Source organism: Actinomadura graeca (assembly GCF_019175365.1).
Lineage (GTDB): Bacteria > Actinomycetota > Actinomycetes > Streptosporangiales > Streptosporangiaceae > Spirillospora > Spirillospora graeca.
Genome location: NZ_CP059572.1, coordinates 4,805,504 through 4,829,259, shown reverse-complemented (window position 1 = coordinate 4,829,259; position 23,756 = coordinate 4,805,504). Strand labels below are relative to the sequence as shown.

Here is a 23,756-nt window from a genome sequence, read left to right as displayed (position 1 = left end):
TCTCGTAGAGGGACGCCGTTCGCTATGTCAGTCGCGTACGTCCAAACCCAGCGCGGTGGCTATCACGACGGCCTGGAACGGATCGATCACCGCTTGTCTCAGTTCGACGGTCAGTGGATCGATGGCGGAAAGGTCACTTCCGCGGAGGTCGCATCGCGTGAGGTCCGCCTTATGCAACCATGCGCCCGACAGGTCGACACCACGGATCGTGGCTCCGGCGCACTGGGCGCCGGTGAGATCGGCCTCGCGCATGCGGACGTCCTCGAACGAGGCCCGGCGCAGGTCCGCTCCGGGAAGGCCGGTGAACGACCAGTCGCCGCCTTTGACCTTCAGCAGATCGTAGGTGCAGCCGTCGAACATGCTGCCGACGAGCTTGCAGCCGCTGAACGTCGCGTCGAAGAGACGGCAGCGGACGAAGGTGCAGTTCACGAACGCGGAGTCGGTGTGCGTCGACGCGTTGAAGCGGACGCCGCGGAACGTGCAGTCGGTGAACACCGCCCCGACGCCACCGGCCTCGGTCATGTCCACGTCCACGAACAGCACGCGTTCGTGCTGCTCACCCGTCAGATCACGGGAGTCCCAGTCGGCGGAAGAGACGGTGGTGTCCGTGGGCGCCGCAGGACGCGCGTGCTTGCGATCTGCCATGGCCTCACCATGACGCATCCCACCGACAGACGACCTCAGCCCCGGAGGAACGCCTCACAGATCGCCTGCGAATCGCGGGCCGCAGCGGCGGTGGCGGCGGCGCAATGGGCGATCCAGGCGGCCACGCCCTCGGACGTGCCGGACGCGTAGCCGCGGATCGCCTCGGCGTACTCTCCGGCGAGTTCGGCGTGGCCGACTTCAGGGGCGGTCAAGGATTTGGGGTCGAGCCCACGGGAGACAAGGGTGACACGCTGGGCGGCACGGGCGACGATGCCGTCTCCCCAGCCGAACGGACGCAGCGCCAGCAGTTCCCCGTGCACGATGGCGGCGACGACGAGCGCCGGGGCCTTGGTGGGGCGGGTCAGGAGCCCGCTAAGAGCGTCCAGTCGTGTCGCCACCTCGGCTGGGGACGGCGGTTCGCCCAGCCCGAGGATGTCCTTCACAGGACGGTCGTCCATGCGCGGACGGCCGAGTTCCTCAGTCTCGATGGCGTCCGCTGCCGCGAGGACGTAAAGGCGTGCGAGAACCTGCCGGGGCGCCTGCCGCCATGTCTCGGACAGGGCGCCCAGTTCGGCCGACACCCGCAGCGCCCCCTGCACGACGGGGTCGGCCGGGGGGTCGCTGACTCGCAGGGCGTCCAGAGTGACCGGAGAGCCTTCGAGGACGGCTGACGCCCTGGCGCCGCGTAGGGCGGACTCGGTGGAAACCTCAGCGCTCCGCCGCCGCAGGACGCGGTGGCCCAGCAGGCGGTCCACGGCGGCGCGCGCGCTGGCGACGGCATCCGCCACGCCGGGGAGGTTCGCCACATCGGCAAAGGCATCGGTCACGGCCCGACCCTATGCGGTCGCCGCGCCGGACTGGGCGGCGCAGGGGCCCGACTGGGCGACGCGCGGCCCGACCGGGCGATGCGGACGCCAGGACGGGCGGTGCGGACGCCAGGACGGGCGGTGCGGACGCCAGGACGGGCGGTGCGGACGCCAGGACGGGCGGTGCGGGCGCCAGGACGGGCGGTGCGGGCGCCAGGCCGAGCTGTGCGGGCGCCAGGACGGGCGACGCGGGTGCCTGGCCGGGCGGTGCGGGTGCCTGGCCGGGGCTGCGCGCGCGCCCAGACCGGGTGGTGCGGGCGCCGGATCGGGCGGTGCGGGGCGCCAGAGCGGGCGGTGCGGGGGCGTCTTGCATACCGGGACGGGGGCCTGTGCGGAGCATCACATAGCATCGTCAGGAGCCATGAGCGCTGGGTGCGTTCCTGCTCAACACGTGGGAAGCGGTCTTGTGCGGGCGTGACCTTTCCTGGTGGAGTGGGCACACCGGGCGACCCCCGTCAGCTAGCAAGGAGCACGCGTTGAGCCAGAGCCAAGAGACACTGTCGAACCTCCTTCAGGAGACGCGGCGTTTCGCACCTCCGGCCGAGCTCGCCGAGTCGGCGAACGTCAAGGCCGAGGCGTACGACGAGGCGTCCGAAGATCGTCTGGGCTTCTGGGCCCGGCAGGCGGACCGGCTGACTTGGTCCAAGCGCTGGGACGAGGTCCTCGACTGGAGCAACCCGCCGTTCGCCAAGTGGTTCGTGGGCGGCGAGCTGAACGTCGCCTACAACTGCGTGGACCGGCACGTGGAGGCCGGCCGCGGCGCGAAGATCGCCTTCCACTGGGAGGGCGAGCCGGGGGACACCCGGACGCTCACGTACGCCGACCTGCAGCGGGAGGTGGGCAAGGCGGCGAACGCGCTGCTGGAGCTCGGCATCCGCAAGGGCGACCGGGTCGCGATCTACCTGCCGATGATCCCCGAGCTGCCGATCTCGATGCTCGCGTGCGCGCGCATCGGCGCGACGCACTCGGTGGTGTTCGGCGGCTTCTCCGCGGACGCGCTCCGCACCCGCATCGATGACGCGCAGGCCAAGCTCGTCATCACGGCCGACGGCGGGTACAGGCGCGGCAAGCCGTCCGCCCTGAAGCCGACCGTGGACGAGGCCGTCGCCCAGACGCCGACCGTGGAGAACGTCCTCGTCGTGCGCCGCACAGGCGAGGAGGTCGCCGAGAACGAGCGCGACGTGTGGTGGCAGGACGTGGTGGAGCGGCAGAGTGAGGAGCACACCGCCGAGCCCATGGACTCGGAGCACCCTCTGTACATCCTCTACACGTCCGGTACGACGGGTAAGCCGAAGGGCATCCTGCACACCACCGGTGGGTATCTGACCCAGATCGCCTACACGCACCATGCGGTGTTCGACCTGAAGCCCGAGAAGGACGTGTACTGGTGCTCGGCCGACATCGGGTGGGTGACGGGCCACTCCTACATCGTGTACGGGCCGCTCGCCAACGGCGCCACCAGCGTAATGTACGAGGGCACTCCGGACACGCCGCACCAGGGTCGCTGGTGGGAACTCATCCAGAAGTACAAGGTCTCCATCTTCTATACGGCGCCCACGGCGATCCGCACGTTCATGAAGTGGGGCGACGACATCCCCGCCCGGTTCGACCTGTCGTCCCTGCGCGTTCTGGGGAGCGTCGGTGAGCCGATCAACCCCGAGGCGTACGTCTGGTACCGCGAGCACATCGGCGGGGGCAAGGCCCCCGTGGTCGACACGTGGTGGCAGACGGAGACCGGCGGCATCATGATCAGCCCGCTTCCGGGCGTGACGGCCGGGAAGCCGGGTGCGGCGATGCGGCCGCTGCCGGGGATCGTGGCGGACGTGGTGGACGACCAGGGCAACGCGGTGCCGGACGGCGGCGGCGGGTTCCTCGTGGTCAAGGAGCCGTGGCCGTCGATGCTCCGCACCATCTGGGGCGACGATGAGCGGTACGTCAAGACGTACTGGTCGCGGTTCGACGGCCTGTACTTCGCCGGTGACGGCGCCAAGAAGGACGACGACGGCGATCTGTGGCTGCTCGGCCGGGTCGACGACGTGATGCTGGTGTCCGGGCACAACATCTCCACCACGGAGGTGGAGTCGGCGCTGGTCTCGCACCCGAAGGTGGCGGAGGCGGCGGTCGTGGGCGCGACCGACCCGCTGACCGGGCAGGCCATCGTGGCGTTCGTCATCCCCCGCGGCAGCGCGGGCGACGTCGAGGGCGCGGACTTCCTCAAGGAGCTGCGCGACCACGTCGCGAGGACGCTCGGCCCGATCGCCAAGCCCCGCCAGATCATGATCGTGCCGGAGCTGCCCAAGACGCGCTCCGGCAAGATCATGCGGCGGCTGCTGCGCGATGTCGCCGAGAACCGCAGCATCGGGGACGTCACCACCCTCGCGGACAGCACGGTGATGGACCTGATCTCCGAGAAGCTGCCCAGCGCCAAGTCCGAGGACTGACCAGCACGACCGGCACGGTGTGAGGCGGCGGCCCGCGTCTGGACGGAAACAACGTTTCTCGTCCTGAACGCGGGCCGTCGCACGTCCGGCGCAGGGGCGGACCCCTCGTCGAGCCCCAGCCGGCCCCTCGCGCGACCGCCCAGGGCCGCCAGAAGGGCGCTCCGGGTCACGCGGGTAGCGCGCGCGGAGGACGGCCCCAGGGCGTGCGAGGGGCGCATGGGATCTTGCAGGTAGGGTGGGATCCAGGTGCGCCGGGAAGTCTGGTCGGCAGGGGTCTTTCCCGTGGCCGGACGCGGGTTGGTCTCAGTCGTCCGTTCGTCTTCCCGGGGGTGCCTCCAATGCCGCGCCAGCCCGCGCCACGCCGTGACCACCAGCCGCCGCACGGCCGAAACGACCGGTCCGCGCCGCGCCGGGTCGCCGCGAGCTGGCCGTTCCGGCCCACGGTCCGCTACGGCCGGCAGGTCACGCAGGCGCTGCGCACCGAGACGGTCGGCGGCGTGATCATGCTCGTCGCGGCGGTGGCGGCGCTGGCCTGGGCGAACACGCCGTGGGCGGCGTCGTACACCGATCTGCGGGAGTACGGGCTCAGCCCGCACTGGATGCACATCGGCCACATGGACATGCAGCACTGGGCGTCGAGCGGGCTGCTGGCGGTGTTCTTCTTCATCGCCGGACTTGAGCTGCGCGAGGAGCTGACGCACGGCGAACTGCGAAACGCGCGGGACGCGGCGCTGCCGGTGATCGCGGCGGCCGCGGGGGTGGTGGTGCCCGCGCTAATCTTCCTGCTGGTCAGCGCCGGGGAGCCCGGGGCGGCGAAGGGCTGGGCGGTGCCGACCGCCACCGACATCGCGTTCGCGCTGGCGGTGTTGGCCGTGACGTTCTCGGCGTGCCCGGCGCCGTTGCGCGCGTTCCTGCTGACCCTCGCCGTGGTGGACGACCTGATCGCCATCACGATCATCGCGGTCTTCTACACCGAGAGTCCCAGCTGGGTTCCGCTCCTGCTCGGAGTGGTGCTCATCGCGGTGTACGGGCTGCTGCAGTCCAGGAACGTCCGCTCGCCATGGGTGTACGTGCCGCTGGCCCTCCTCGCCTGGTATTGCGTCCAGCGAAGCGGGATACACGCCACGGTCGCCGGTGTGGCATTGGGAATGCTGACCAGTCCGCATGAGACACCGGACGAGAGGCCCACGAACGCCGAACGCGCGGACCACGTCCTCAGGCCGTTCTCTGCGGGATTCTGCGTTCCCGTGTTCGCGTTCCTGTCGGCCGGAGTGACGCTGGGCGGATCGGCGCTGGGAGCGGTTTTCGGCGATCGGGTGGCCCTCGGCGTGATCGCGGGTCTGGTGATCGGTAAGTTCGTGGGCGTCCTCGGCGGCGCCTGGGCGGCCGTACGGGTCGGCCTGGCGACGCTGGGGGAGGAACTGCACTGGCGTGAGATCGCCGGAGTCGCGATGCTCGCCGGGGTCGGTTTCACCGTTTCCCTGCTGATCGGCGGTTTGGCCTATACCGACCCGTCACAATTCGAGAGAGTGACGACTGCGGTCCTGATCGCGAGCGTGATCGCCTCGGCGGCCGCGACCGTCGTCTTCCGCAGAAGGGTGCGTCAGCGCGCGCGCCTGGACTGACGTCGTGACACCGGGTGGCCGGACGGTCCGCCCGACTGCCAGGCTTGGGCAAGCATGGCGGCCGGGGGGCTCTGGAAGGAGAAAGCGATATGTCCGAGGCATTGCCGGGCGAGCGCGTCGAGGAGAAATCCCTCGGCGAGCTGGTCGCGCTGGCGTCCAGCAACGTCTCCAACCTGGTCAGGGCGGAGATGGACCTGGCCAAGCTGGAGCTGAAGGCCGACGCCAAGAAGGCCGCGCTCGGCAGTGCGATGTTCGGCATCGCCGCGCTGATCGCCGGGCTGATCGTCATCCTGCTCTCGATGGCGGCGGCGTACGGGCTGGTCGCGCTCGGCATCTGGCACTGGGCCGCGTTCCTCATCGTCTCCGGCGTCTACCTGCTGCTCGCCCTCGGGCTGATCGGGATCGGCTACCTGCGCATCCGCAAGATCGACGGGGCGAAGCGGACACGCAGGACGCTGAAGGACGACATCACCATGCTGCGGCACCGCGGCGACTCGGACGACACCCCCGCTCTCAAGGGCTGAGCGCCATGGCCGGGCACGACACGTCGCTGGTCGAGGTGGACGGCCCCTGGACGCACCGGGCGGTCAGCGCGGGCGGGACGCGCTTCCACGTCGCCGAGGCCGGCGAGGGGCCGCTCGTGCTGCTGCTGCACGGCTTCCCCGAGTTCTGGTGGTCCTGGCACAACCAGCTGGTGTCGCTCGCCGCCGCGGGGTACCGCGCGGCCGCGGCGGACCTGCGGGGCTACGGCGGCAGCGACAAGCCGCCGCGCGGCTACGACCTGGTCACGCTGGCCGGGGACGCCGCCGGGCTCGTCCGCGCCCTGGGCGAGGCCAACGCGATCGTGGTCGGGCACGACTGGGGCGGGCTGCTGGCCTGGACGATGGCGGTCTACCACCCGAAGGTCGTCCAGCGGCTGGCCGTGGTGGGCGCCCCGCATCCGCTGCGGCTGCGGCAGGCCGTCCGGGGCGATCTCCGCGGCCAGGGATGGGCGACACGCCACATGCTCGGCTTCCAGCTGCCCATGTGGCCGGAGCGGCGCCTTGTTCGCGATGACGCGGCCATGGTGGGCCGCCTTCTGCACAAGTGGTCGGGTCCGGGCTGGCCGGACGAGCGCGCGGAACGACTCTTCCGGCGCGCCGTGCAGATCCCCGGTACGGTGCACTGCGCTCTGGAGTATCACCGGTGGCTGGTCCGCTCCCAGCCTCGTCCGGACGGTATCCGGTACGCGCACCGCATGCGCACGCCGATCCACGCGCCGACACTCCAACTGCACGGTGCACTCGACACATGCACCCTCCCTGGCAGCGCCCAGGGATCGGGACGGTACGTCGCGGCCCCGTACCGGTGGAAGCTCATCGAAGGGGCAGGACACTTCCCCCATGAGGAACGCCCCCGCGCGTTCGACTCCCAGTTGCTCGGCTGGCTGGCCGACCCGGAGCCGGAACACTGACCGAGTGGGTTCGCCGCAAGGTGAGCCCGTATGCGAGCCCGCGTACGGTGGAGGAATGCGGGATCGGGACGAGTCGGGACGGCCACGCAACGCGCGCCCACGCGACGCCTACGGCCGTCCGCTGCCTCATGGCACGACCGGGATACCGACGATGCCCGACGACCTCGACATGGAACCGGACGAGGCGCTCGTCGAAGCGCAACGCCTGCTGGACGACGATCGTCCGTTCCACGCCCATGAGGTACTCGAAGCCGTCTGGAAGGCCGCTCCCGAGGACGAGCGGGAGCTGTGGCGGGGTCTCGCGCAGGTGGCCGTGGGCATCACCCACTTGCGCCGTGGAAACGTCAAGGGCGCCGTGGCTCTGCTCAGCCGTTCGGCGGACCGGCTGGAGCCGTACAAGACCGCTCCCCCGCACGGCCTAGATGTCCGGGGGGTCGTTCAGCAGGTACGCGCTCTCGTCGACGATCGTCCTAGCGAGGGCCCTGTGCGTCTTCAACTCAAGTCCCCGTAGACGGGTCGCCGTAGACGAGCCCCTGGAGACGGGTCGCCGTAGACGGGTCGCGCAAGGGGACGGTGGGTTCAGTCTGAGCAACTCTGGGTCGAGACAGGATTGGTGAGGGTCGCGCCCGTGCGCGCGTCGGCGGCGACCTCTTCGGCGGTGAGCGCGTAACCGGTGGAGGGCGTGTCGAGGGCGGCGGCGAAGATGACGCCGTAGACGCGTCCGTCCGTCGACAGCAGCGGGCCCCCGGAGTTGCCCGGCTCGACCGTCCCGCGGATGGCGTAGATCTCACGGCTGACCTGGCCGCTGTGGTAGATGTCCGGCCCCTTGGCGGTCTGCCGGGCGCGGATCCGCGCGGCACCGGCCCGGAACGGCTGGTTCTTCGGGAAACCGGCGATGATCGCGTTGTCGCGGACGCGGGCCGACTCGGCGAACTTCAGCGGCGGCGCCTCCAGCCCCGGCACGTACAGGATCGCGACGTCCCGCTTCGGGTCGTACAGGACGACCCGGCCGCGGTCGTTCGCGCCGTTCAGCGACTGCACCACCGACGACCCGCGCGCGCCCGCCACGACATGCGCGTTGGTCATGATGTGCTCCGGCGCGAACACGAAGCCGGTGCCCTCGATCCTGCGCTGGCACTGCGGCGCCGTGCTGACGACCTTGACGATGCTGCGCCGGACGTTCCGCAGCGCGCCGGTGTTGAGGATGGAGTCGTCCGGCGGCGGCACCTGCACCACCGACTCGCCACCGAGGCCGTTGAAGACCTGCGGGAACTCGCTGTTCCGCACGAACCCCTCGAACGAGGAGAACCAGCCCTGCGCCTCCGTGGGCATCACGTCGTTGATGCCGTTGATGATCGTGGAGCCCTTGACCTGGGTGCGCAGGGGCTTGAACTCCGACTCGTCCACCAGGTGGCCGAAGAACCACGCGACGATCAGCAGCGACAGCGCGCTGACGAAGGGGCCCCCGACGGTGTCGGCGGTGCGCGCGTTCATCCCGGTCACGCGGTTGCGCAGCACCGCGCCCACCGACGACGCCATGAGCTGCCCGAACGTGGCCGCCAGGAACGCGATCACGATGGCCAGCAGCGCCTGCTGCGCGCCGCCGTTCACGGCCGTCCCGGCGATCGGCGGCGCGACCAGCACTCCCACGACCCCGCCGCCGACGAACCCGACGAAGCTCAGCAGGCTGACGATGAAGCCCTGCCGGTACCCCGAGATCCCGAACAACACGACGAGCACGAGCAGGATGAGATCGAGAATGTGGTCGTGCAGCACCGCTTCACCGTATAGGGCCGGGGGCTCCGTGTACGTCCCCTCGCTGTACCAGATTGTGACGGCTTGGGTAGCCGCCCGGTGCGATGCCGTACGGTCACCGTACGCGCTCAGAACGGCCCCGGAACGGGCTCAGGACGCGCTCAGGACGGGCTCAAGACGATCCCGGGCGGCTGACCTGCGGACCTGTCCCGGAGCGCTCCATCTTCCGTCCCGTAGCGTGCCGCGTACTCCGTCTGTCAGTCGCGGGACGCGAGGTCCAGGACGTCCTGCGGCAGGTCCTCGACGCGTTCCGCGTCCCAGGGACGGTCCCAGCCGCCGGCCTCCAGCACCTCGGTGAGCAGCATCCCGGTGAACCCCCACACGAGCATCTCGCGGACGCGGAACGCGGGCCCCAGCTTGAGACCCGACGGGTGCCGGACCGTCAGCCGGTTCGCCGGGTCGACCAGTTCCGCGATCGGCACCCGCGCCACCATCGCGACCTCCCCGGGGTGGCCGGGCGCGATCTCCGACGGCTCGCGCCACCACCCGGCGACGGGGGTGACCCGGTGCTCACTGCGCGACAGGTACAGCTCCGGCAGCGAGCACAGCACGTCCACGCCGGACGGCTCGACGCCCGCCTCCTCCCACGCCTCCCGCAGCGCCGCCGCGACGGGGCCGTCGTCCTCGGGGTCGATGCGGCCGCCGGGGAAGGCGGGCTGGCCCGCGTGCTTGTTGAGGGTGGCGGCCCGCTCGGTGAGCAGGATGTCCGGACCGTCGGCCCCCTCGCCGAAGAGGATCAGCACCGCGGCGGCGCGCGCGTCCGGGGGCGGCTCGAAGAACGACGGCACCGTCAACCGCGGCGCCGTGGCACGGAAACGATCGAGCCACGGCGGGGAAGGGGGTGCTGTCTCGGTCACGCCTGTCCCAACTCCGATACGGTCACATTCCTTCCCCGTCAGATATCTGTTCGGATACCGGCCAGGTCTCCGCCGTCCGCCCGCTCAGGAGAACGGCCCGGTCTTGACCAGTTTGCGAGCGGTGGGCTCGTCGGTGGGCCCCTCGCCGAACGCCGGGCACAGCCGGGCGAGCGGGCAGGCGCCGCACGCGGGACGGCGCGAATGGCAGATGCGGCGGCCGTGCCAGATGAGCCGGTGCGACAACATCGTCCAGTCCTTGCGGGGGATCAGCTCGCCGACCTCCTTCTCGACCTTGACCGGGTCGGTCTCGTCCGTCCAGCCGAAACGCCGGGCGAGGCGGCCGAAATGGGTGTCGACCGTGATCCCCGGGACGTCGAAGGCGTTGCCGAGGACGACGTTGGCGGTCTTGCGCCCGACGCCCGGGAGCGTGACGAGGTCGCTCAGCCGCCCCGGGACGTCACCGCCGTAACGCTCGCTCAGGTCATGGCCCAGTTTCATGATGTTGTTCGCCTTCGCCCGGAAGAAACCGGTCGACTGGATGATCGCCTCCAGCTCCTCCCGATCGGCCGCGGCGTAGTCCTCGGCGGTCCGGTAACGGGCGAAGAGAGCCGGTGTGACTGCATTCACCCGCCGGTCCGTACACTGGGCGGACAGGATCGTGGCGACCAACAGCTCAAGTGGGTTCGTGAAGTCCAGCTCGCAGTGGGCGTCGGGGTAGAGCGCGGCGAGCTCGCGGTTGATCCGCCGGGAACGGCGGACGAGGGCGAGCCGCGTCTCGGCCCGGGGCCGGCTGGGCTGGCGGGGCGCCGCCGCGGGGGCGGGACTACCGTTGCGAGACACGTGGGCAAGGGTACGTGTTCGGTCCCGCGTTTCGGCGCGCCGTGACCCTACCTTCACGTACGCGGTGGGACGTACGTCACACTATGCATGTAGGTGTTCGAGGAGGAGAAGCGTGACCGACCGCGACGTGGACGTTCTGAGCAGAGCCCCGCTCTTCGAGGCCCTCGACGAGCAGGGCGCCAAGGCGCTGCGCGCCAACGTGACCGAGGTGCGGCTCGCACGGGGCCAGACGCTCTTCAGCGAGGGGGAGACGGGCGACCGGCTGTACGTCGTCCTGGAAGGCAAGATCAAGCTGACCCGGACCGCGCCGGACGGCAGGGAGAACCTGCTCAGCGTGCTCGGCCCGAGCGAGATGTTCGGCGAGCTGTCGCTGTTCGACCCCCGTCCCCGGACCGCCAGCGCCATCGCGGTGACCGAGTGCCGGCTCGCCGGACTCGGCCACGACGATCTACGTCCCTGGCTCACCGGCCACCCTGAAGTGGCGGTCCAGCTACTGCGCGCGCTGGCCCAGCGGCTGCGCAAGACCAACGACGTGATGGCCGACCTGGTGTTCACGGACGTGCCCGGGCGTGTCGCCAAGGCGCTGCTCGACCTCGCCGAGCGGTTCGGGCAGCCGTCCGAGGCCGGGCTGCACGTCCACCACGACCTCACGCAGGAGGAGCTGGCGCAGCTCGTCGGCGCGTCCCGCGAGACGGTCAACAAGGCGCTCGCCGACTTCGCCCAGCGCAACTGGCTGCGGATCGAGGCCAGGGCCGTGGTGATCCTCGACATCGACCGGCTCCGCAAGCGCTCCAAGTAACGGGAAGGCCGGCACGATCACGCCACCGGCGCCGTGATCGTGCGGCCGGCACCACACGCTTCTCACCCCGCGCCCACCACCCCTCGCACGACCGTCCCAGACCACCCCTCGCACGACCCTTGGACGCCGCCCGCCCCCGCCGGGCCCGGGCTCTACCCCGACCACCCTCTCGCCCACGCCGCGTCCGAGATGGGCGCCCACGTGAGCGCGCCACCCCACGAAACCCTCTGAACCGCGACTTGCGGCCCTGCGCCGCGGTCTCGCGCAAGAACATGCCCATTGCCGACATGCCCCCCGCGCGCGCTTAGACGGCCCCGCGCGCGCTTGTGGGGGTCAGTCGCGGGTCCTGAGATAGTCCAGCTGCGACTGGACGGACCACTCCGCCGCGGGCCACAGTGACTTGTCCACATCGGCGTAAACCCGCTCCACGACCTCCCGTGCGGTCGAGGCGCCCGCGGCGACGGCGGCCTCCACCTGGGCGAGGCGCTCGCGCCGGTGGTCGATGTAGTGGTCGAGGACGGCGAGCGGGTCGTCCAGCTTCGGCCCGTGGCCGGGCAGGATCGTGGCGGCGTCCCTGTCGGCGGAGAACGCGCGGAGCCTGTCCAGGGAACTCAGATAGTCGCCCAGCCTGCCCTCCAGGACGGTCGTCCCGTACCCGAGGACGGTGTCGCCGGTGAGGACGGCGCGGTCGGCCGGCAGCCAGAACGTGAGCGAGTCGTCGGTGTGGCCGGGCGTCTCCATCACGCGCAGCTCCAGGCCGCCCGTGGTGATCACGTCGCCCTCGGACAGTCCTTCGTCGCCGAGCCGGTGCCGCGGATCGAGCGCCCGCACCTTGACCCGCCCGCCGCCGGAGCCCCCAAGACCCCCATGACCCGCGAGGCCAGCGAACTTCTCGGCGCCCGCGGCGTGATCGGGGTGACCGTGTGTGAGCAGGACGAGGCCGACATGCCGCCCCTGGGACGCGACGATGTCCACGACGCGGCGCAGATGGGCGCCGTCCTTCGGGCCGGGGTCGACGACCACGACCTCCTCGGCGCCGGGCTCGCCGATGATCCAGGTGTTCGTCCCGTCCAGCGTCATCGCGGACGGATTCGGGGCAAGCACACAGGTTGCCCGTTCCGTCCCCATCCCGTCGATATCGCTCATCTCCCCCATCCTGCCCGAGGCGCGATCGGGGTGGCGGAGCGGGTTCCAGCCCAGCCGTTCCATGTGGCGCAGCGCCGACGTGCCCGCGAGCAGCCGCATCACGGCCCTGGACAGGTGCAGCCTCCGGCTCGGCGACACGGCCACGTCACCCGGACGCGTAGTGCTGCGCGATGTCTTCGGGCAGGACGAGGTACGGCTCGCCGTCGACGATCACCGCCGCGGGCTCGTAGACGACGATCTCCCGCGGTGAGGCCAGGGCGTCCGCGACCGTCTCGAACGCGGACAGCTCCGAGAGCGTGGCCACGGTCGGCGGCAGCATGGGCCACTCTCCCCTGCGCCCCCGCTCGGCGGCTTCGGCCGGACGCACCCACGCCGCCTGGTCGGCCTCGGTGCTGACGTCCCCGGCGCGCTGTCCCTCCGGGATCGCTGCGACGAAGAACCGCGTGTCGTAGCGTTTCGGCTCGACAGCGGGCGTCACCCAGTGGGCCCATGGCCTGAGCAAGTCCGACCGTAGGACGAGACCACGCCGGTGGAGGAACTCACCGAACGACTGGGAGCGGCCCAGAAGGGCCTGGCGGTCCGCTTCCCACGCGTCCCCTCGCGTGTCGTCCACGACGGACGAGCCCGTCGGCCCCGCCAGCAGGACGAGACTCTCCTCGAACGTCTCCCGGACGGCCGCGCAGACCAGTTCACGCGCGAGCGTCTCGTCCGCCTTGAACGCCGCACCCCACTCGGCAGGGGACGGCCCGGCCCAGGCCAATGCCGCCTCCCCGTCGCGCGGGTCGACCGCGCCGCCGGGGAAGACGTACGCGCCGGGCGCGAACGCCATCGACCGGACCCGCCGCAGCATGAACGCCTGGAGGCCGTGCTCCTCGTGATCGCGGAGCACCACCACCGTGGCCGCGTGCCGGGCGGGGACCGGTTCCGCCCGGCCGGCCAGGACGTCCTCGACCCTGTCCCGCAACTCCGCCGGGAGCCGCAGCAGGCCGGTCATCGCCGTCCGGCCGCGCTCGGGCACCTCGTGATCCTCATGGCGTGACATCCGGGAATACCGAATGACGTTCCGTCAACCCGGTCCCCGCTCAGGCGACCTCGGCGATGACCTCGACCTCCACGACCGCGTCGCGCGGGAGGACGGCGACGCCCACGGCGCTGCGGGCGTGTTTCCCCGCGTCGCCGAACACCTCGCCCAGCAGGTCGCTCGCCCCGTTGATCACCTGCGGCTGACCGTGGAAGTCGGGGGAACTGGCCACGAACCCGACCACCTTGACGATCCTCACGATCCTGGACAGCTCTCCCACCTCGGCCTTGAGGGCGGCGATGGCGTTGAGCGCGCAGATCCGGGCCTGCTCGGCCGCCTGCTCCGCGGTGACGTCCGCCCCGACCTTGCCGGTCAGGGTCAGCTCGCCCTTGACCATCGGGACCTGCCCGGCCGTGTAGACGAGCGAGCCCGTCCGCGCCGTGGGAACGTAGGACGCCAGCGGTGCGACGACCTCCGGCAGCTCCAGTCCGAGTTCGCCGATCCGCTCCTCGGGCGTACTCATGGCCACTCCCTCCCAGGCGACGCGGACCCGGCGGCCCGCTTACCGATCAAGCTTCGCACAGCGCGGACGGGACGGGCGCCGCCCGCCGCGGCCCCCACGCCAGGCCGCGGGTGGATCAGGACTGGACCTCACGCTTGAAGTACGCCACAAGGTTCTCCGGGTTCGGCCCCGGCAGGACGGTGACGAGCTCCCACCCGTCCTGGCCCCAATTGTCGAGGATCTGCTTGGTCGCGTGCACCAGCAGCGGAACGGTCGCGTACTCCCACTTCGTCATGGCCCTCACCCTAGCGATCGGCGCATGCCCGGCCGTTCCGAACCGCCCTCCGACGGTGCGTTCAGAGAAGGGTGGCGCCGGGGATGCACAAATGATCCGGCGAGTAACGACGGGGCGACACGGGCCGCGCGCTCCGGTTTCGGCGGTGGACGGCGCCGGTCACACGCCGTTCCGCCCGTCCGCGCCCGGGGTGCCGCCTTCCCGCGTCCCCTCCGCGGACGGGCCCTCGCCGCCGGAGATGCCGCGCGGCTGGTCGTCCGGCGGGCCGGAGACCTCGTGGGGCCGCTCGGCCTCGTCCAGGCCGTGGTGCCGCTGGGGATCGTCGAGCCCGATCACGGGCGGGACGTCCTCGGCGGACTGCAGCGTGGACGGCTGCTCCGCCGCCTTGGCCAGCTCCTCCTCCGCCTTGGCGAGCCGTTCGCCGAGATCCGGCTTGGCCTGGTCGTCCTTGCCGGACGGTTCGGACGCGGCGCCCGCCGCACGGTCGAAGAACCGCAGGATCTCCACCGGGAGCGGCATGACCAGCGTGCTGTTCTTCTCGGCGGACACTTCCACGACCGTCTGCAGCAGGCGCAGCTGGAGGGCGGCCGGGTCCTGCGACATGATCTCCGCCGCCGCCGCGAGCCGCTTGGACGCCTGGAACTCGCCGTCCGCGGTGATGATGCGGGCACGGCGCTCGCGCTCGGCCTCCGCCTGCCGGGCCATCGACCGCTTCATGCCCTCGGGCAGCGACACGTCCTTGATCTCGACCCGCTCGATCAGCAGGCCCCACGGATCCTGCGTGATCTCGTCGATGATCGTCCGGAGCCGCGCGTTGATCTTCTCGCGCTCGCCGAGCAGTTCCTGCATGTCGGCCTGCCCGATGACGGACCGCAGCGACGTCTGCGCCACCTGCGAGACCGCGTACCCGTAGTTCTGGACGTTGACGATCGCCTTCACGGGATCGATCACCCTGAAGTAGACGACCGCGTCGACGCGGACGCTCACGTTGTCCTGCGTGATGCCCTCCTGGGCGGGCACCCCCATCGTGACCGTCTGCTGGTTGACTTTCTGCATCCGCTCGGCGATCGGCAAAATCACGGTCAAGCCGGGGCTCCGGACCGCCCCCGGGCGCAACTCGCCACCGCGCTGCACCTGCCCGAACCGGAACACGATCCCGTGCTCGAACTGCTGGACGACGCGGAGCGACGACGCCAGGGTGAGCAGCCCGCCCACCACGACGACGAGCAAGATGACTAGGGCTACCGCTTCCATCACGGGCACCTTTCTCGCGTGGAAAGCCCGGGTCCCCGAGGCCCGGACGGCCCGGCCCGCAGACCGGTCTCGGTTTCCAGCTAACCTCGCGGTCACGGAGGAAACAACGGCATCGGGACCTGGGACGGCATCGTGTCAGGGATCACTTGCATCCCCGAGGACGCCCTCTGAAGTCCTTGCCGAGCGAACGATATGGTCGATCAGGTGAGCGCGAGAGACACCGACTGGGACGGCGTGCGCCTGCACGTGGTCACGGGCAAGGGCGGCACCGGCAAGACCACCGTCGCGGCCGCACTCGCCCTGGCCCTGGCCGCCGGCGGCCGGAAGGTCCTGCTGGTCGAGGTCGAGGGGCGGCAGGGCATCGCCCAGCTCTTCGACTGCCCGCCCCTGCCGTACGAGGAGCGCCGGGTGGCCGTCGCGCCGGACGGCGGGGACGTCTACGCGCTCGCCGTCGACACCGAAGAGGCGCTCATCGAGTACCTGGAGATGTTCTACAGCCTCAAGCGCGCCGGGAAGGCGATGTCCAAGCTCGGCATCGTCGACTTCGTGACGACCATCGCGCCGGGGCTGCGCGACGTGATCCTCACCGGGAAGACCAGCGAGTCCGTCCGCCGCAAGAAGAAGGACGGCTCGTTCATCTACGACGCCGTCGTCATGGACGCCCCGCCCACCGGGCGCATCACCAAGTTCCTGAACGTCAACGACGAGGTCTCCGGGCTCGCGAAGGTCGGGCCGGTCCGCAACCACGCCGACACCGTGATGAAGGTGCTGCGCAGTCCCGAGACGGCCGTGCATTTCGTGACACTCCTGGAGGAGATGCCCGTCCAGGAGACGATGGACGGCATCCACGACCTCACCGAGGTCGGCCTGCCCATCGGCGGAGTGATCGTCAACATGGAGCACCCTCCCGTCCTGGACGAGGACGACCTCGCCGCCGCCGCGGCGGGCGACCTGGACGCCGACGGGATCCTGCGCGGCGTCAAGGCCGCCGGGCTCGAGCACGACGCCGAGGCCATCGCGGCCGTCCTCGCCTCGGAGGCCGCCGAGCACGCCCGGCGCACGGCCCTGCAACGCCGTGAGAAGGAGCGCCTGGAGTCGATCGACCGTCCGCGCTACACCCTTCCCCTCCTCTCGGACGGCATGGACCTCGCCGGCCTGTACGACCTGGCCGCCGCCCTGCGCGCGCAAGGTGCCGCATGACGCGCTTCCAGCACCCGTCCGGCACACCCTCCGGAACCGCGTCCCGAACGGGGGAGACGACCCGATGAGCCCGACCGGCAAGATCCCGCCCGTCCTGGACGTGGACGCGCTGCTCGACGACCCCCGCACGAAGATCATCGTGTGCTGCGGCTCCGGCGGGGTGGGCAAGACCACGACGGCCGCGGCCCTCGGTGTCCGCGCCGCCGAGCGGGGACGCGACGTGGTCGTCCTGACGGTGGACCCCGCCCGCAGGCTCGCCCAGTCGATGGGCCTCTCCGAGCTGGACAACAACCCGCGCCGGATCGACGTCGAGGGCGATGGCGAGCTGCACGCGATGATGCTCGACATGAAGCGGACGTTCGACGAGATCGTCGAGGCGCACGCCGACCCCGACCGGGCCAAGCAGATCCTCGCGAACCCCTTCTACCAGTCGCTGTCCTCCAGCCTCTCCGGCACCCAGGAGTACATGGCGATGGAGAAGCTCGGCCAGCTGCACCGCTCCGGCGCGTGGGACCTGATCGTCGTCGACACCCCGCCGTCGCGGAACGCGCTGGACTTCCTCGACGCGCCCGAGCGGATGGGCCGTTTCCTCGACGGCCGCTTCATGCGGATCCTCGCCGCCCCGGCGAAGACCGGCGGCCGCTTCGGCGTCAAGGTCATCAGTGCCGGGTTCGGCATGTTCACCGGCGTGGTCAACAAGGTCATCGGCGTGCAGCTGCTGCGGGACGTCCAGACCTTCGTCGCGGCGTTCGACACGATGTTCGGCGGGTTCCGCGAGCGCGCCGAGAAGACGTTCGAGCTGCTGCAGACGCCCGGCACCGCGTTCCTGGTGGTGGCCGCGCCCGAGCCGGACGCGCTCCGGGAGGCGTCCTACTTCGTGGAGCGTCTCGCCGAGGAACGGATGCCGCTCGCCGGGCTGGTCGTCAACCGCGTCCACGAGGCGGCGTCCGCGAGCCCGTCCGCGGCGCGCAGCCAGGCGGCGGCCGAGACGCTGGAGGAGCGCGGCGAGCACACGCTGACCGCGGCCCTGCTCCGCCTGCACACCGACCGCATGCAGCTGGCCGCGCGCGAGGAACGCCTGCGCGACCACTTCGCGTCCACGCATCCGACGGTCCCGGTCACCGCGGTCCCGGCCCAGGCCGAGGACGTCCACGACCTGGAGGGGCTGCGGCGGGTGGGTGAGGATTTGGCCGCGCCGCCCGCGCCCAGCGCTGCCGCCTGACCCGTTCGCCCCACGTGGCGCCCGACCCCGCGCGACCGCCTCGCCCCGCGTGGACGTCTGACCTGCACGGCCGAACGGTTCTTCGCGGCCACACGAAGAAGCGCTGACCTGCGCGAATACACATCAACACTGTTGATCAGACGGCGAGTCCCGGCTGCGTGACCGCGATGTTCACCGGGCGCGGTGGTGCCGGGCCAGAAGAAAGCGGTCAGGGACGGGACGGATTTGCGCCTACGGCCGTCCGGAAATGGAGCATCGGAGCCGCTGAACGGCACCGACATCACCCGGACATACCGCACGTCCACGCTTGGAACGGTGCATATCCACAACGACTCCGCCCAGCATCGGCGCGCGTCACACACGAACGACGGCCGCCGCACAGAAACCGGCCGGACGGCTCGGGCGAACCGGCGGCCGCCTGAACAGGGCAGCACACCGTCGCCGACCTGACCCGGACCGGCCCGGCGCACCTGACGCCGTGACGATATGGGCAGGTCCGCACGCGCGCACGACGAATCGTCCGGGCATGTCCAGCACCCGGACGTCGCGCACCACCAAGATGGCCGACCAACCGGACGAGCCGACCACCTGCACCAGGCCGCCACTGCACGGCCCGACCACCTGAGAAACCGACCGGCCACCGGAACGGCCCGACCACCGGACGGGTCGGCCGCCGGGGGCCGGGTCAGCTGGCGACGAGTTCCTCCTCGTCGACGTCCACGGACCGCTCGTACTCGTCCTTCGCGGTCTCCAGCAGCTCGCGCCACGATTGCACGTCCGGCCGCCTGCGCAGCAGCGCGCGGCGTTCCCGCTCGGTCATCCCGCCCCAGACGCCGAACTCGATCCTGTTGTCGAGGGCGTCGGCGAGACACTCCGTGCGCACCGGGCAGCCACGGCAGATGAGCTTGGCTCGGTTCTGCGCAGCTCCCTGCACGAACAGGGCGTCAGGATCCGCGTTACGGCAGGCGGCGCGGGCGGTCCAATCCGTGATCCACATCTTGGCCCCACTCCCCTAGGGTCTGTGTCGATTTGCGCTCCTTGGCCGGACGGGCGCGGACGTCAGGCCGCCAAACGAAAGCCGTGGGGAAGAACTTACGGAAGCGAGGGACGATTCAACAGTCCCCGATGGGCCCATTCTCGATATAGCCCACCGGGGCCATACCGCCGGAACGGACTAGTTACCTGTAGTTGACGCGCCAGACATGGCGCAGGTTGTCACGACGGGGACAGAACGGACGGACGAGCGCCGATCGGTGCACCCGAGGGGGACCTGTCCTGATTGCACTGGTCGTCCCGCGTACTCTAGATCCCGTGCTCGATGCGAAGACAGATCGGGGTAAGGCCCTCTCCACGCTCGTCCGGCTGCTGGGGGCGGGTGTCGTCGCAGGCGTCCTGGTCGCGTTCATCGCGTTGCCGGGCGTCGGCAGCGCGGGACTGACCGCGCGCGACGCCGCGAACAACTTCGAGGACATGGACAGCCGACTCAGGACGACACCACCGTCCGAGAAGACGGTGATGTACGACGCCTCGGGCAAGCCCGTCGCCACGTTCTTCGACAAGTACCGCGAGTCCGTCCGCCTCGACCAGGTCGCGCCCATCATGCGGACGGCGATGGTCGACATCGAGGACTCGCGGTTCTACGAGCACGGCGCGCTGGACCTGAAGGGCACCATCCGCGCGCTGGCGTCCAACGTCGAGTCCGAGCAGACGCAGGGCGGCTCGACGCTGACCCAGCAGTACGTCAAGAACCTGCTCGTCGACAGCGCCAAGACGCAGGAGGAGTACCGCGAGGTCACCGCGCCGACCGTCGCGCGCAAGCTCCGCGAGCTGCGCTACGCGCTCGACATCGAGCAGCGCATGACCAAGGACCAGATCCTTGAGGGCTACATGAACGTGGCCTACTTCAGCGCCGGCGCGTACGGCGTGCAGGCCGCGTCCAAGCGCTACTTCAGCAAGCCCGCGTCCAAGCTGACCCTCGGCGAGGCCGCGCTGCTCGCGGGCATCACCCAGAACCCCACCGCGTACGACCCCATCCGGAACCCCAAGGACGCGCGGAAGCGACGCGACACCGTCCTGTACCGGATGGCGGAGCTCAAGCACATCACCAAGACGCAGGCCGACCAGGAGGCCGCGAAGCCGATCCTGCTGAACCGCACCGACCCGGTGGGCGGCTGTGAGTCCAGCAAGGCGCCGTACTTCTGCGAGTACGTGAAGTACGACATGCTCAACATCCTGTCCAACGGCAAGTACTGGGAGCTGAAGCCGAAGCAGCGGCAGGACGTCGTCAACAAGCTCAACCGCGGCGGTTACACGATCCGCACCACCCTGGACATGGACGACCAGCGCGCCGTCGACCAGTCCCTGCGCGGGCACGTCCCGCCGGGCGGCAACCGCGTCGGCGCCGAGGCGATGGTCGAGCCCGGCACGGGCAGGATCCGCGCGATCGGGCTGAGCAAGCGGTTCGGCGCGGGCAAGGGCCGCACCACCATCAACCTCCCGGCGGACGCGCTGCACGGCGGCGGCAACGGCGTGTCGGCGGGCTCGACGTTCAAGGTCTTCACGCTGGCGGCCGCGCTCAACCAGGGCATCCCGGTCAACACCAGCATCAACTCCCCGCAGACGACGAGCGTCAACGGCTTCGCCCCCTGCAAGTACACCGGGACGTACCAGGGCAAGAAGTACGACAACGACATGGCGGGCGGCGGCAACTGGACGCTGTCCAACGCCGGTGACAGCGAGGCCGGGAACTTCAACCTCAAGTCGGCGACCTGGCACTCGGTCAACACCTTCTACGCCCAGCTGGAGAAGCGCGTCGGCGTCTGCAACGCCGTCAAGATGGCCGAGAAGTTCGGGATGAAGCAGGGCAACGGCAACGCCCTGTACCCGGCGCCGTCCCAGGTGCTCGGCACCAACGACATCGACATGGTGCACCTCGCCGCCGCGTACGCCGGCTTCGCCGCCCGCGGCAAGTACTGCGCGCCCCTCTCGGTGACCGAGGTCATCGACGCCGACGGCAAGAAGGTCAAGCTGCCCAAACAGGACTGTCACCAGGCCGTGGACGAGGCGGTCGCCGACAAGGTGAACTCGATCCTCCAGGGCGTCCTCACCAAGGGCACCGCCGCGGGCCGCAGCCTGGGCCGCCCGGCCGCGGGCAAGACCGGCACCTGCGAGGAGTTCACCTGCGCCGTCTTCGCCGGCTTCACCCCGACCCTCGCCGCCGCCACCGCCTACTGGGACTTCCGCGGCCCCTGGCAGTACAAGGTCTACGGCGTCTACGGCGCCGACATCCCCGGCGGGATGTGGCAGCAGAGCATGCGCAACGCGCTGGCCGGGACGCCCGCGCCGAGCTTCAGCACCCCGTCCCGCGACTTCGGCGACACCACCCGCGTCCCGAAGGTCAAGGGCGAGACGGTCGCCGCCGCGACCGCCAAGCTCAAGGAGGCGGACCTCACCGTCAAGGTCGCCTCCGGATCCGTCGACTCCGACCAGCCGAAGGGCACGGTCGTGTCCACCTCCCCGGACGCGGGCACCGAGGTCCCGCCCGGCACCACCGTCATCCTCTACGTGAGCAACGGCCGCAAGAAGGGCGACGCCCACGGTCCGCCGGACGGCGGCGGCTGGCCCTGGCCCAACTGACGACGAAGGGCCCGGCATCAGCCGGGCCCTTCTTCGTCTCGCAGGTCAGGTGGCGAGCTGCCGCTTCACCTCCGCGGCCACGCGGCCGCCCTCGGCGCGTCCGGCGACCTTCGGGTTGACCTCCTTCATGACCTGCCCCATCGCCCGCGGGCCCGCGGCGCCCGTCGCGGCGATCGCGTCCGCGACCAGCGCGGTCAGCTCCTCGTCGCCCAGCTGGGCCGGCAGGTACTCCTCCAGGACGGCCCCCTCGTCCCGCTCGGCCTGCGCCTGCTCCGCCCGTCCCGCGTCGCCGAACGCGGTGGCCGCCTCCCGGCGCTTCTTCGCCTCCCGGGTGAGCACCTTGACGACCTCGTCGTCGGAGAGCTCGCGGGCCTGCCTGCCGGCGACCTCCTCGTTCTTCACCGCGGTGAGGGCCATCCGCAGGGTGCGCGTGCGCACCTCGTCGCGGGCCTTCATCGCGGCCGACAGATCGGTCTCCAGCTTCTCCTTCAGGGCGCTCATGGTCACATCATGCCCGTCCCGGCCCACTTGCCTCATCAGGATTACCGTGGGGTGCCCCTGTCTGGAACCATGGAGTCCTGGGAAGGGAGAACAGTGCGAAAGATCTACGCCGTGCCGCTGGGCCTCCTGGGCGCGGGCGCCGCGACCTTCGGGTACGCCTCGGTGATCGAGCGGAACTGGTTCCGTCTCCGCCGCTTCGACGTGCCGGTGCTGCCGCCGGGCCGCCCGTCGGTAAAGATCCTGCACATTTCGGACGCGCACCTCACGCCCGGCCGGTCACGCCTGATCCGCTGGGTCCGATCCCTGGACGCGCTCGAACCCGACCTTGTGGTCAACACCGGCGACTCCATCTCCCACCGCGACGCGATCGGCCCCTTCCTGGAGGCGCTGGGGCCCCTCCTCGACCGTCCCGGCGTCTTCGTGTACGGCTCCAACGACCTCTACTCGCCGGTCTTCAAGAACCCCCTCCGCTACATCTGGCGGACGAGCAAGTCCGATTACAAGCGCAGCCCCCGCGAACCCGACCTCCCGTACCGCGAGCTCGGCTCGTCCCTCCAGGCCGCAGGCTGGCTCGACCTCGACAACCGCATCGGCCGCCTCAAGGTGGGCGAGCTCGACGTCGAGTTCGGCGGCATCGACGACTCCCACATCAACCGCGACCGCTACGACAAAGTGGCGGGCCCAGTCGACCCCCAGGCGGACGTCCACCTCGGCGTCATGCACTCCCCGGAACCCCGCAACCTGGACCGTTTCGCCGCCGACGGCTACGACCTCCTCCTCGCCGGCCATACCCACGGCGGCCAGGTATGCGTCCCCTTCTACGGAGCCCTGGCCACCAACTGCGGCATCGACCGTCCCCGCGTCAAGGGCCTCCACCGGCACCAAGGCTCCTGGCTGCACGTCTCAGGCGGCCTTGGAACGTCCCCGATGGCCCCCATGCGCTTCTGCTGCCCACCCGAGGCGACCCTCCTCACCCTGGTGCCACGCTGATGGACATCCGCGAACGCTGGAAGACCGACCGCTTACCCGCCGCGATCTACGACTTCGCCGTCCAGAACGGCCCCATCTCCCGCGTCGCCGCCCGCTTGATCTGGGGTTACGACATCAGGCACCTCCGCAGGAGCATCGAGGCGCTGGACCCCGACGCCCTCACCCTCGACATCCCGTCCGGTGGCGGACTGGCCATCCGCGACAACCCCCGCCACGTGGCCGCAGACCTTTCCCGCACCATGCTCGACCGAGCCCGCGGCCGCGGCGCCGCCCTCGTCCAGGCCGACATCGACCACCTCCCCTTCCCCACGGGCACCTTCGACCTCTGCGTCACCTACAACGGCCTCCACTGCCTGCCCGACCCTGAGAACGCCGTCCGCGAACTCACCCGCGTCCTCCGCCCCGGCGGCACCCTCCGCGGCACCACCGTCGTCCGCGGCGCCGGCCGCGACCGCCTGATCACCATGCTCCAGGGCCACTCCTTCTTCGGCCCCGGCGGCACCACCGCCGACCTGCGCGGATGGCTCACCTCCTCCGGCCTCACCGACATCCGCCTCACCCCCAGCGGCGCCGTGACCGGCTTCACAGCCCTCAAGCCGGCCAATATTGAGGACGCACCACCCCCAAGCATCCGCTAAGGTGGTTGAG

Annotated in this window: 23 protein-coding genes; 11 read left to right on the top strand and 12 right to left on the bottom strand. The window is 70.7% G+C overall.

What is annotated here, in order from left to right; all coding sequences use genetic code 11:
• Nucleotides 1-27: 27 nt before the first annotated feature.
• Together AGRA3207_RS21480 and AGRA3207_RS21475 are read right to left on the bottom strand one after the other, a co-directional pair.
• A complete protein-coding gene (locus tag AGRA3207_RS21480) occupies nt 28-645 on the bottom strand; it encodes a pentapeptide repeat-containing protein (RefSeq protein WP_231328833.1) in 618 nt (205 codons plus the stop codon).
• Nucleotides 646-680: 35 nt separating this feature from the next.
• On the bottom strand, nt 681-1,472 hold the full coding sequence (locus AGRA3207_RS21475) for a Fic family protein (protein WP_231328832.1): 792 nt from the start codon (nt 1,470-1,472) through the stop codon (nt 681-683).
• Nucleotides 1,473-1,987: 515 nt separating this feature from the next.
• On the opposite strand from AGRA3207_RS21475, the gene acs reads away from it, so the two are divergent.
• The 5 genes from acs to AGRA3207_RS21450 all read left to right on the top strand — a co-directional run bounded on the left by acs (nt 1,988) and on the right by AGRA3207_RS21450 (nt 7,541).
• Entirely contained in the window at nt 1,988-3,952 is a 1,965-nt protein-coding gene (acs, locus tag AGRA3207_RS21470) for an acetate--CoA ligase (RefSeq protein ID WP_231328831.1), read from the top strand.
• 338 nt (nt 3,953-4,290) lie between these two features.
• Nucleotides 4,291-5,577 (top strand): Na+/H+ antiporter NhaA, encoded by a 1,287-nt coding sequence (gene nhaA / locus AGRA3207_RS21465; protein ID WP_231328830.1) that lies wholly within the window; start codon nt 4,291-4,293, stop codon nt 5,575-5,577.
• 89 nt (nt 5,578-5,666) lie between these two features.
• On the top strand, nt 5,667-6,101 hold the full coding sequence (locus AGRA3207_RS21460; RefSeq protein WP_231328829.1) for a phage holin family protein: 435 nt from the start codon (nt 5,667-5,669) through the stop codon (nt 6,099-6,101).
• 5 nt (nt 6,102-6,106) lie between these two features.
• Nucleotides 6,107-7,030: an alpha/beta fold hydrolase gene (locus tag AGRA3207_RS21455; RefSeq protein ID WP_231328828.1), complete on the top strand. Its 924-nt coding sequence runs from the start codon at nt 6,107-6,109 to the stop codon at nt 7,028-7,030.
• Between the two features lie 151 nt (nt 7,031-7,181).
• Nucleotides 7,182-7,541 (top strand): DUF309 domain-containing protein, encoded by a 360-nt coding sequence (locus AGRA3207_RS21450; RefSeq protein WP_231328827.1) that lies wholly within the window; start codon nt 7,182-7,184, stop codon nt 7,539-7,541.
• Between the two features lie 68 nt (nt 7,542-7,609).
• On the opposite strand, the gene AGRA3207_RS21445 is transcribed toward AGRA3207_RS21450, so the two are convergent.
• The 3 genes from AGRA3207_RS21445 to nth all read right to left on the bottom strand — a co-directional run bounded on the left by AGRA3207_RS21445 (nt 7,610) and on the right by nth (nt 10,542).
• Nucleotides 7,610-8,806, bottom strand: coding sequence for a MarP family serine protease (locus AGRA3207_RS21445; RefSeq protein WP_231328826.1), 1,197 nt, complete (start codon nt 8,804-8,806; stop codon nt 7,610-7,612).
• A 236-nt stretch (nt 8,807-9,042) separates the two neighbouring features.
• The gene (locus tag AGRA3207_RS21440) at nt 9,043-9,639 is read right to left on the bottom strand and encodes an NUDIX hydrolase (protein ID WP_231328825.1); all 597 of its coding nucleotides are present in this window, start codon (nt 9,637-9,639) and stop codon (nt 9,043-9,045) included.
• A gap of 147 nt (nt 9,640-9,786) precedes the next feature.
• Nucleotides 9,787-10,542: an endonuclease III gene (nth, locus tag AGRA3207_RS21435; RefSeq protein WP_231328824.1), complete on the bottom strand. Its 756-nt coding sequence runs from the start codon at nt 10,540-10,542 to the stop codon at nt 9,787-9,789.
• Nucleotides 10,543-10,654: 112 nt separating this feature from the next.
• On the opposite strand from nth, the gene AGRA3207_RS21430 reads away from it, so the two are divergent.
• Entirely contained in the window at nt 10,655-11,341 is a 687-nt protein-coding gene (locus tag AGRA3207_RS21430; RefSeq protein ID WP_231328823.1) for a Crp/Fnr family transcriptional regulator, read from the top strand.
• A 333-nt stretch (nt 11,342-11,674) separates the two neighbouring features.
• On the opposite strand, the gene AGRA3207_RS21425 is transcribed toward AGRA3207_RS21430, so the two are convergent.
• From AGRA3207_RS21425 to AGRA3207_RS21405, 5 genes are all read right to left on the bottom strand, one after another.
• Entirely contained in the window at nt 11,675-12,487 is an 813-nt protein-coding gene (locus AGRA3207_RS21425) for an MBL fold metallo-hydrolase (protein WP_231336339.1), read from the bottom strand.
• A gap of 145 nt (nt 12,488-12,632) precedes the next feature.
• Complete coding sequence (locus tag AGRA3207_RS21420; protein ID WP_231336338.1) at nt 12,633-13,481, bottom strand: NUDIX hydrolase; 849 nt, start codon at nt 13,479-13,481, stop codon at nt 12,633-12,635.
• Nucleotides 13,482-13,569: 88 nt separating this feature from the next.
• Nucleotides 13,570-14,031, bottom strand: a complete 462-nt coding sequence (locus AGRA3207_RS21415; RefSeq protein WP_231328822.1) for a RidA family protein — start codon at nt 14,029-14,031, stop codon at nt 13,570-13,572.
• A gap of 115 nt (nt 14,032-14,146) precedes the next feature.
• Nucleotides 14,147-14,305 carry a Sp36 family protein gene (locus tag AGRA3207_RS21410; RefSeq protein ID WP_131897152.1) on the bottom strand — a complete coding sequence of 53 codons (159 nt, stop codon included), beginning with the start codon at nt 14,303-14,305 and terminating at the stop codon, nt 14,147-14,149.
• 159 nt (nt 14,306-14,464) lie between these two features.
• Nucleotides 14,465-15,559, bottom strand: coding sequence for a slipin family protein (locus tag AGRA3207_RS21405; RefSeq protein WP_231328821.1), 1,095 nt, complete (start codon nt 15,557-15,559; stop codon nt 14,465-14,467).
• Between the two features lie 204 nt (nt 15,560-15,763).
• Between AGRA3207_RS21405 and bagA the strand changes: the two genes are divergently transcribed.
• Both bagA and bagB read left to right on the top strand, forming a co-directional pair.
• Nucleotides 15,764-16,759: an ATPase BagA gene (gene bagA / locus AGRA3207_RS21400; protein WP_231328820.1), complete on the top strand. Its 996-nt coding sequence runs from the start codon at nt 15,764-15,766 to the stop codon at nt 16,757-16,759.
• A gap of 64 nt (nt 16,760-16,823) precedes the next feature.
• Nucleotides 16,824-17,981 carry an ATPase BagB gene (gene bagB, locus AGRA3207_RS21395; RefSeq protein WP_231328819.1) on the top strand — a complete coding sequence of 386 codons (1,158 nt, stop codon included), beginning with the start codon at nt 16,824-16,826 and terminating at the stop codon, nt 17,979-17,981.
• A gap of 685 nt (nt 17,982-18,666) precedes the next feature.
• Here bagB and AGRA3207_RS21390 read toward each other — a convergent pair.
• Entirely contained in the window at nt 18,667-18,978 is a 312-nt protein-coding gene (locus AGRA3207_RS21390) for a WhiB family transcriptional regulator (RefSeq protein WP_067450393.1), read from the bottom strand.
• 314 nt (nt 18,979-19,292) lie between these two features.
• Between AGRA3207_RS21390 and AGRA3207_RS21385 the strand changes: the two genes are divergently transcribed.
• Nucleotides 19,293-21,617 carry a penicillin-binding protein gene (locus tag AGRA3207_RS21385; protein WP_231328818.1) on the top strand — a complete coding sequence of 775 codons (2,325 nt, stop codon included), beginning with the start codon at nt 19,293-19,295 and terminating at the stop codon, nt 21,615-21,617.
• Nucleotides 21,618-21,662: 45 nt separating this feature from the next.
• On the opposite strand, the gene AGRA3207_RS21380 is transcribed toward AGRA3207_RS21385, so the two are convergent.
• Nucleotides 21,663-22,118, bottom strand: a complete 456-nt coding sequence (locus AGRA3207_RS21380; RefSeq protein ID WP_231328817.1) for a GatB/YqeY domain-containing protein — start codon at nt 22,116-22,118, stop codon at nt 21,663-21,665.
• A 93-nt stretch (nt 22,119-22,211) separates the two neighbouring features.
• On the opposite strand from AGRA3207_RS21380, the gene AGRA3207_RS21375 reads away from it, so the two are divergent.
• Nucleotides 22,212-23,108 (top strand): metallophosphoesterase, encoded by an 897-nt coding sequence (locus tag AGRA3207_RS21375; protein ID WP_231328816.1) that lies wholly within the window; start codon nt 22,212-22,214, stop codon nt 23,106-23,108.
• On the top strand, nt 23,108-23,746 hold the full coding sequence (locus tag AGRA3207_RS21370; protein WP_231328815.1) for a class I SAM-dependent methyltransferase: 639 nt from the start codon (nt 23,108-23,110) through the stop codon (nt 23,744-23,746). Before AGRA3207_RS21375 ends, AGRA3207_RS21370 begins: the two co-directional genes overlap by 1 nt.
• The last annotated feature ends 10 nt before the right edge of the window (nt 23,747-23,756 follow it).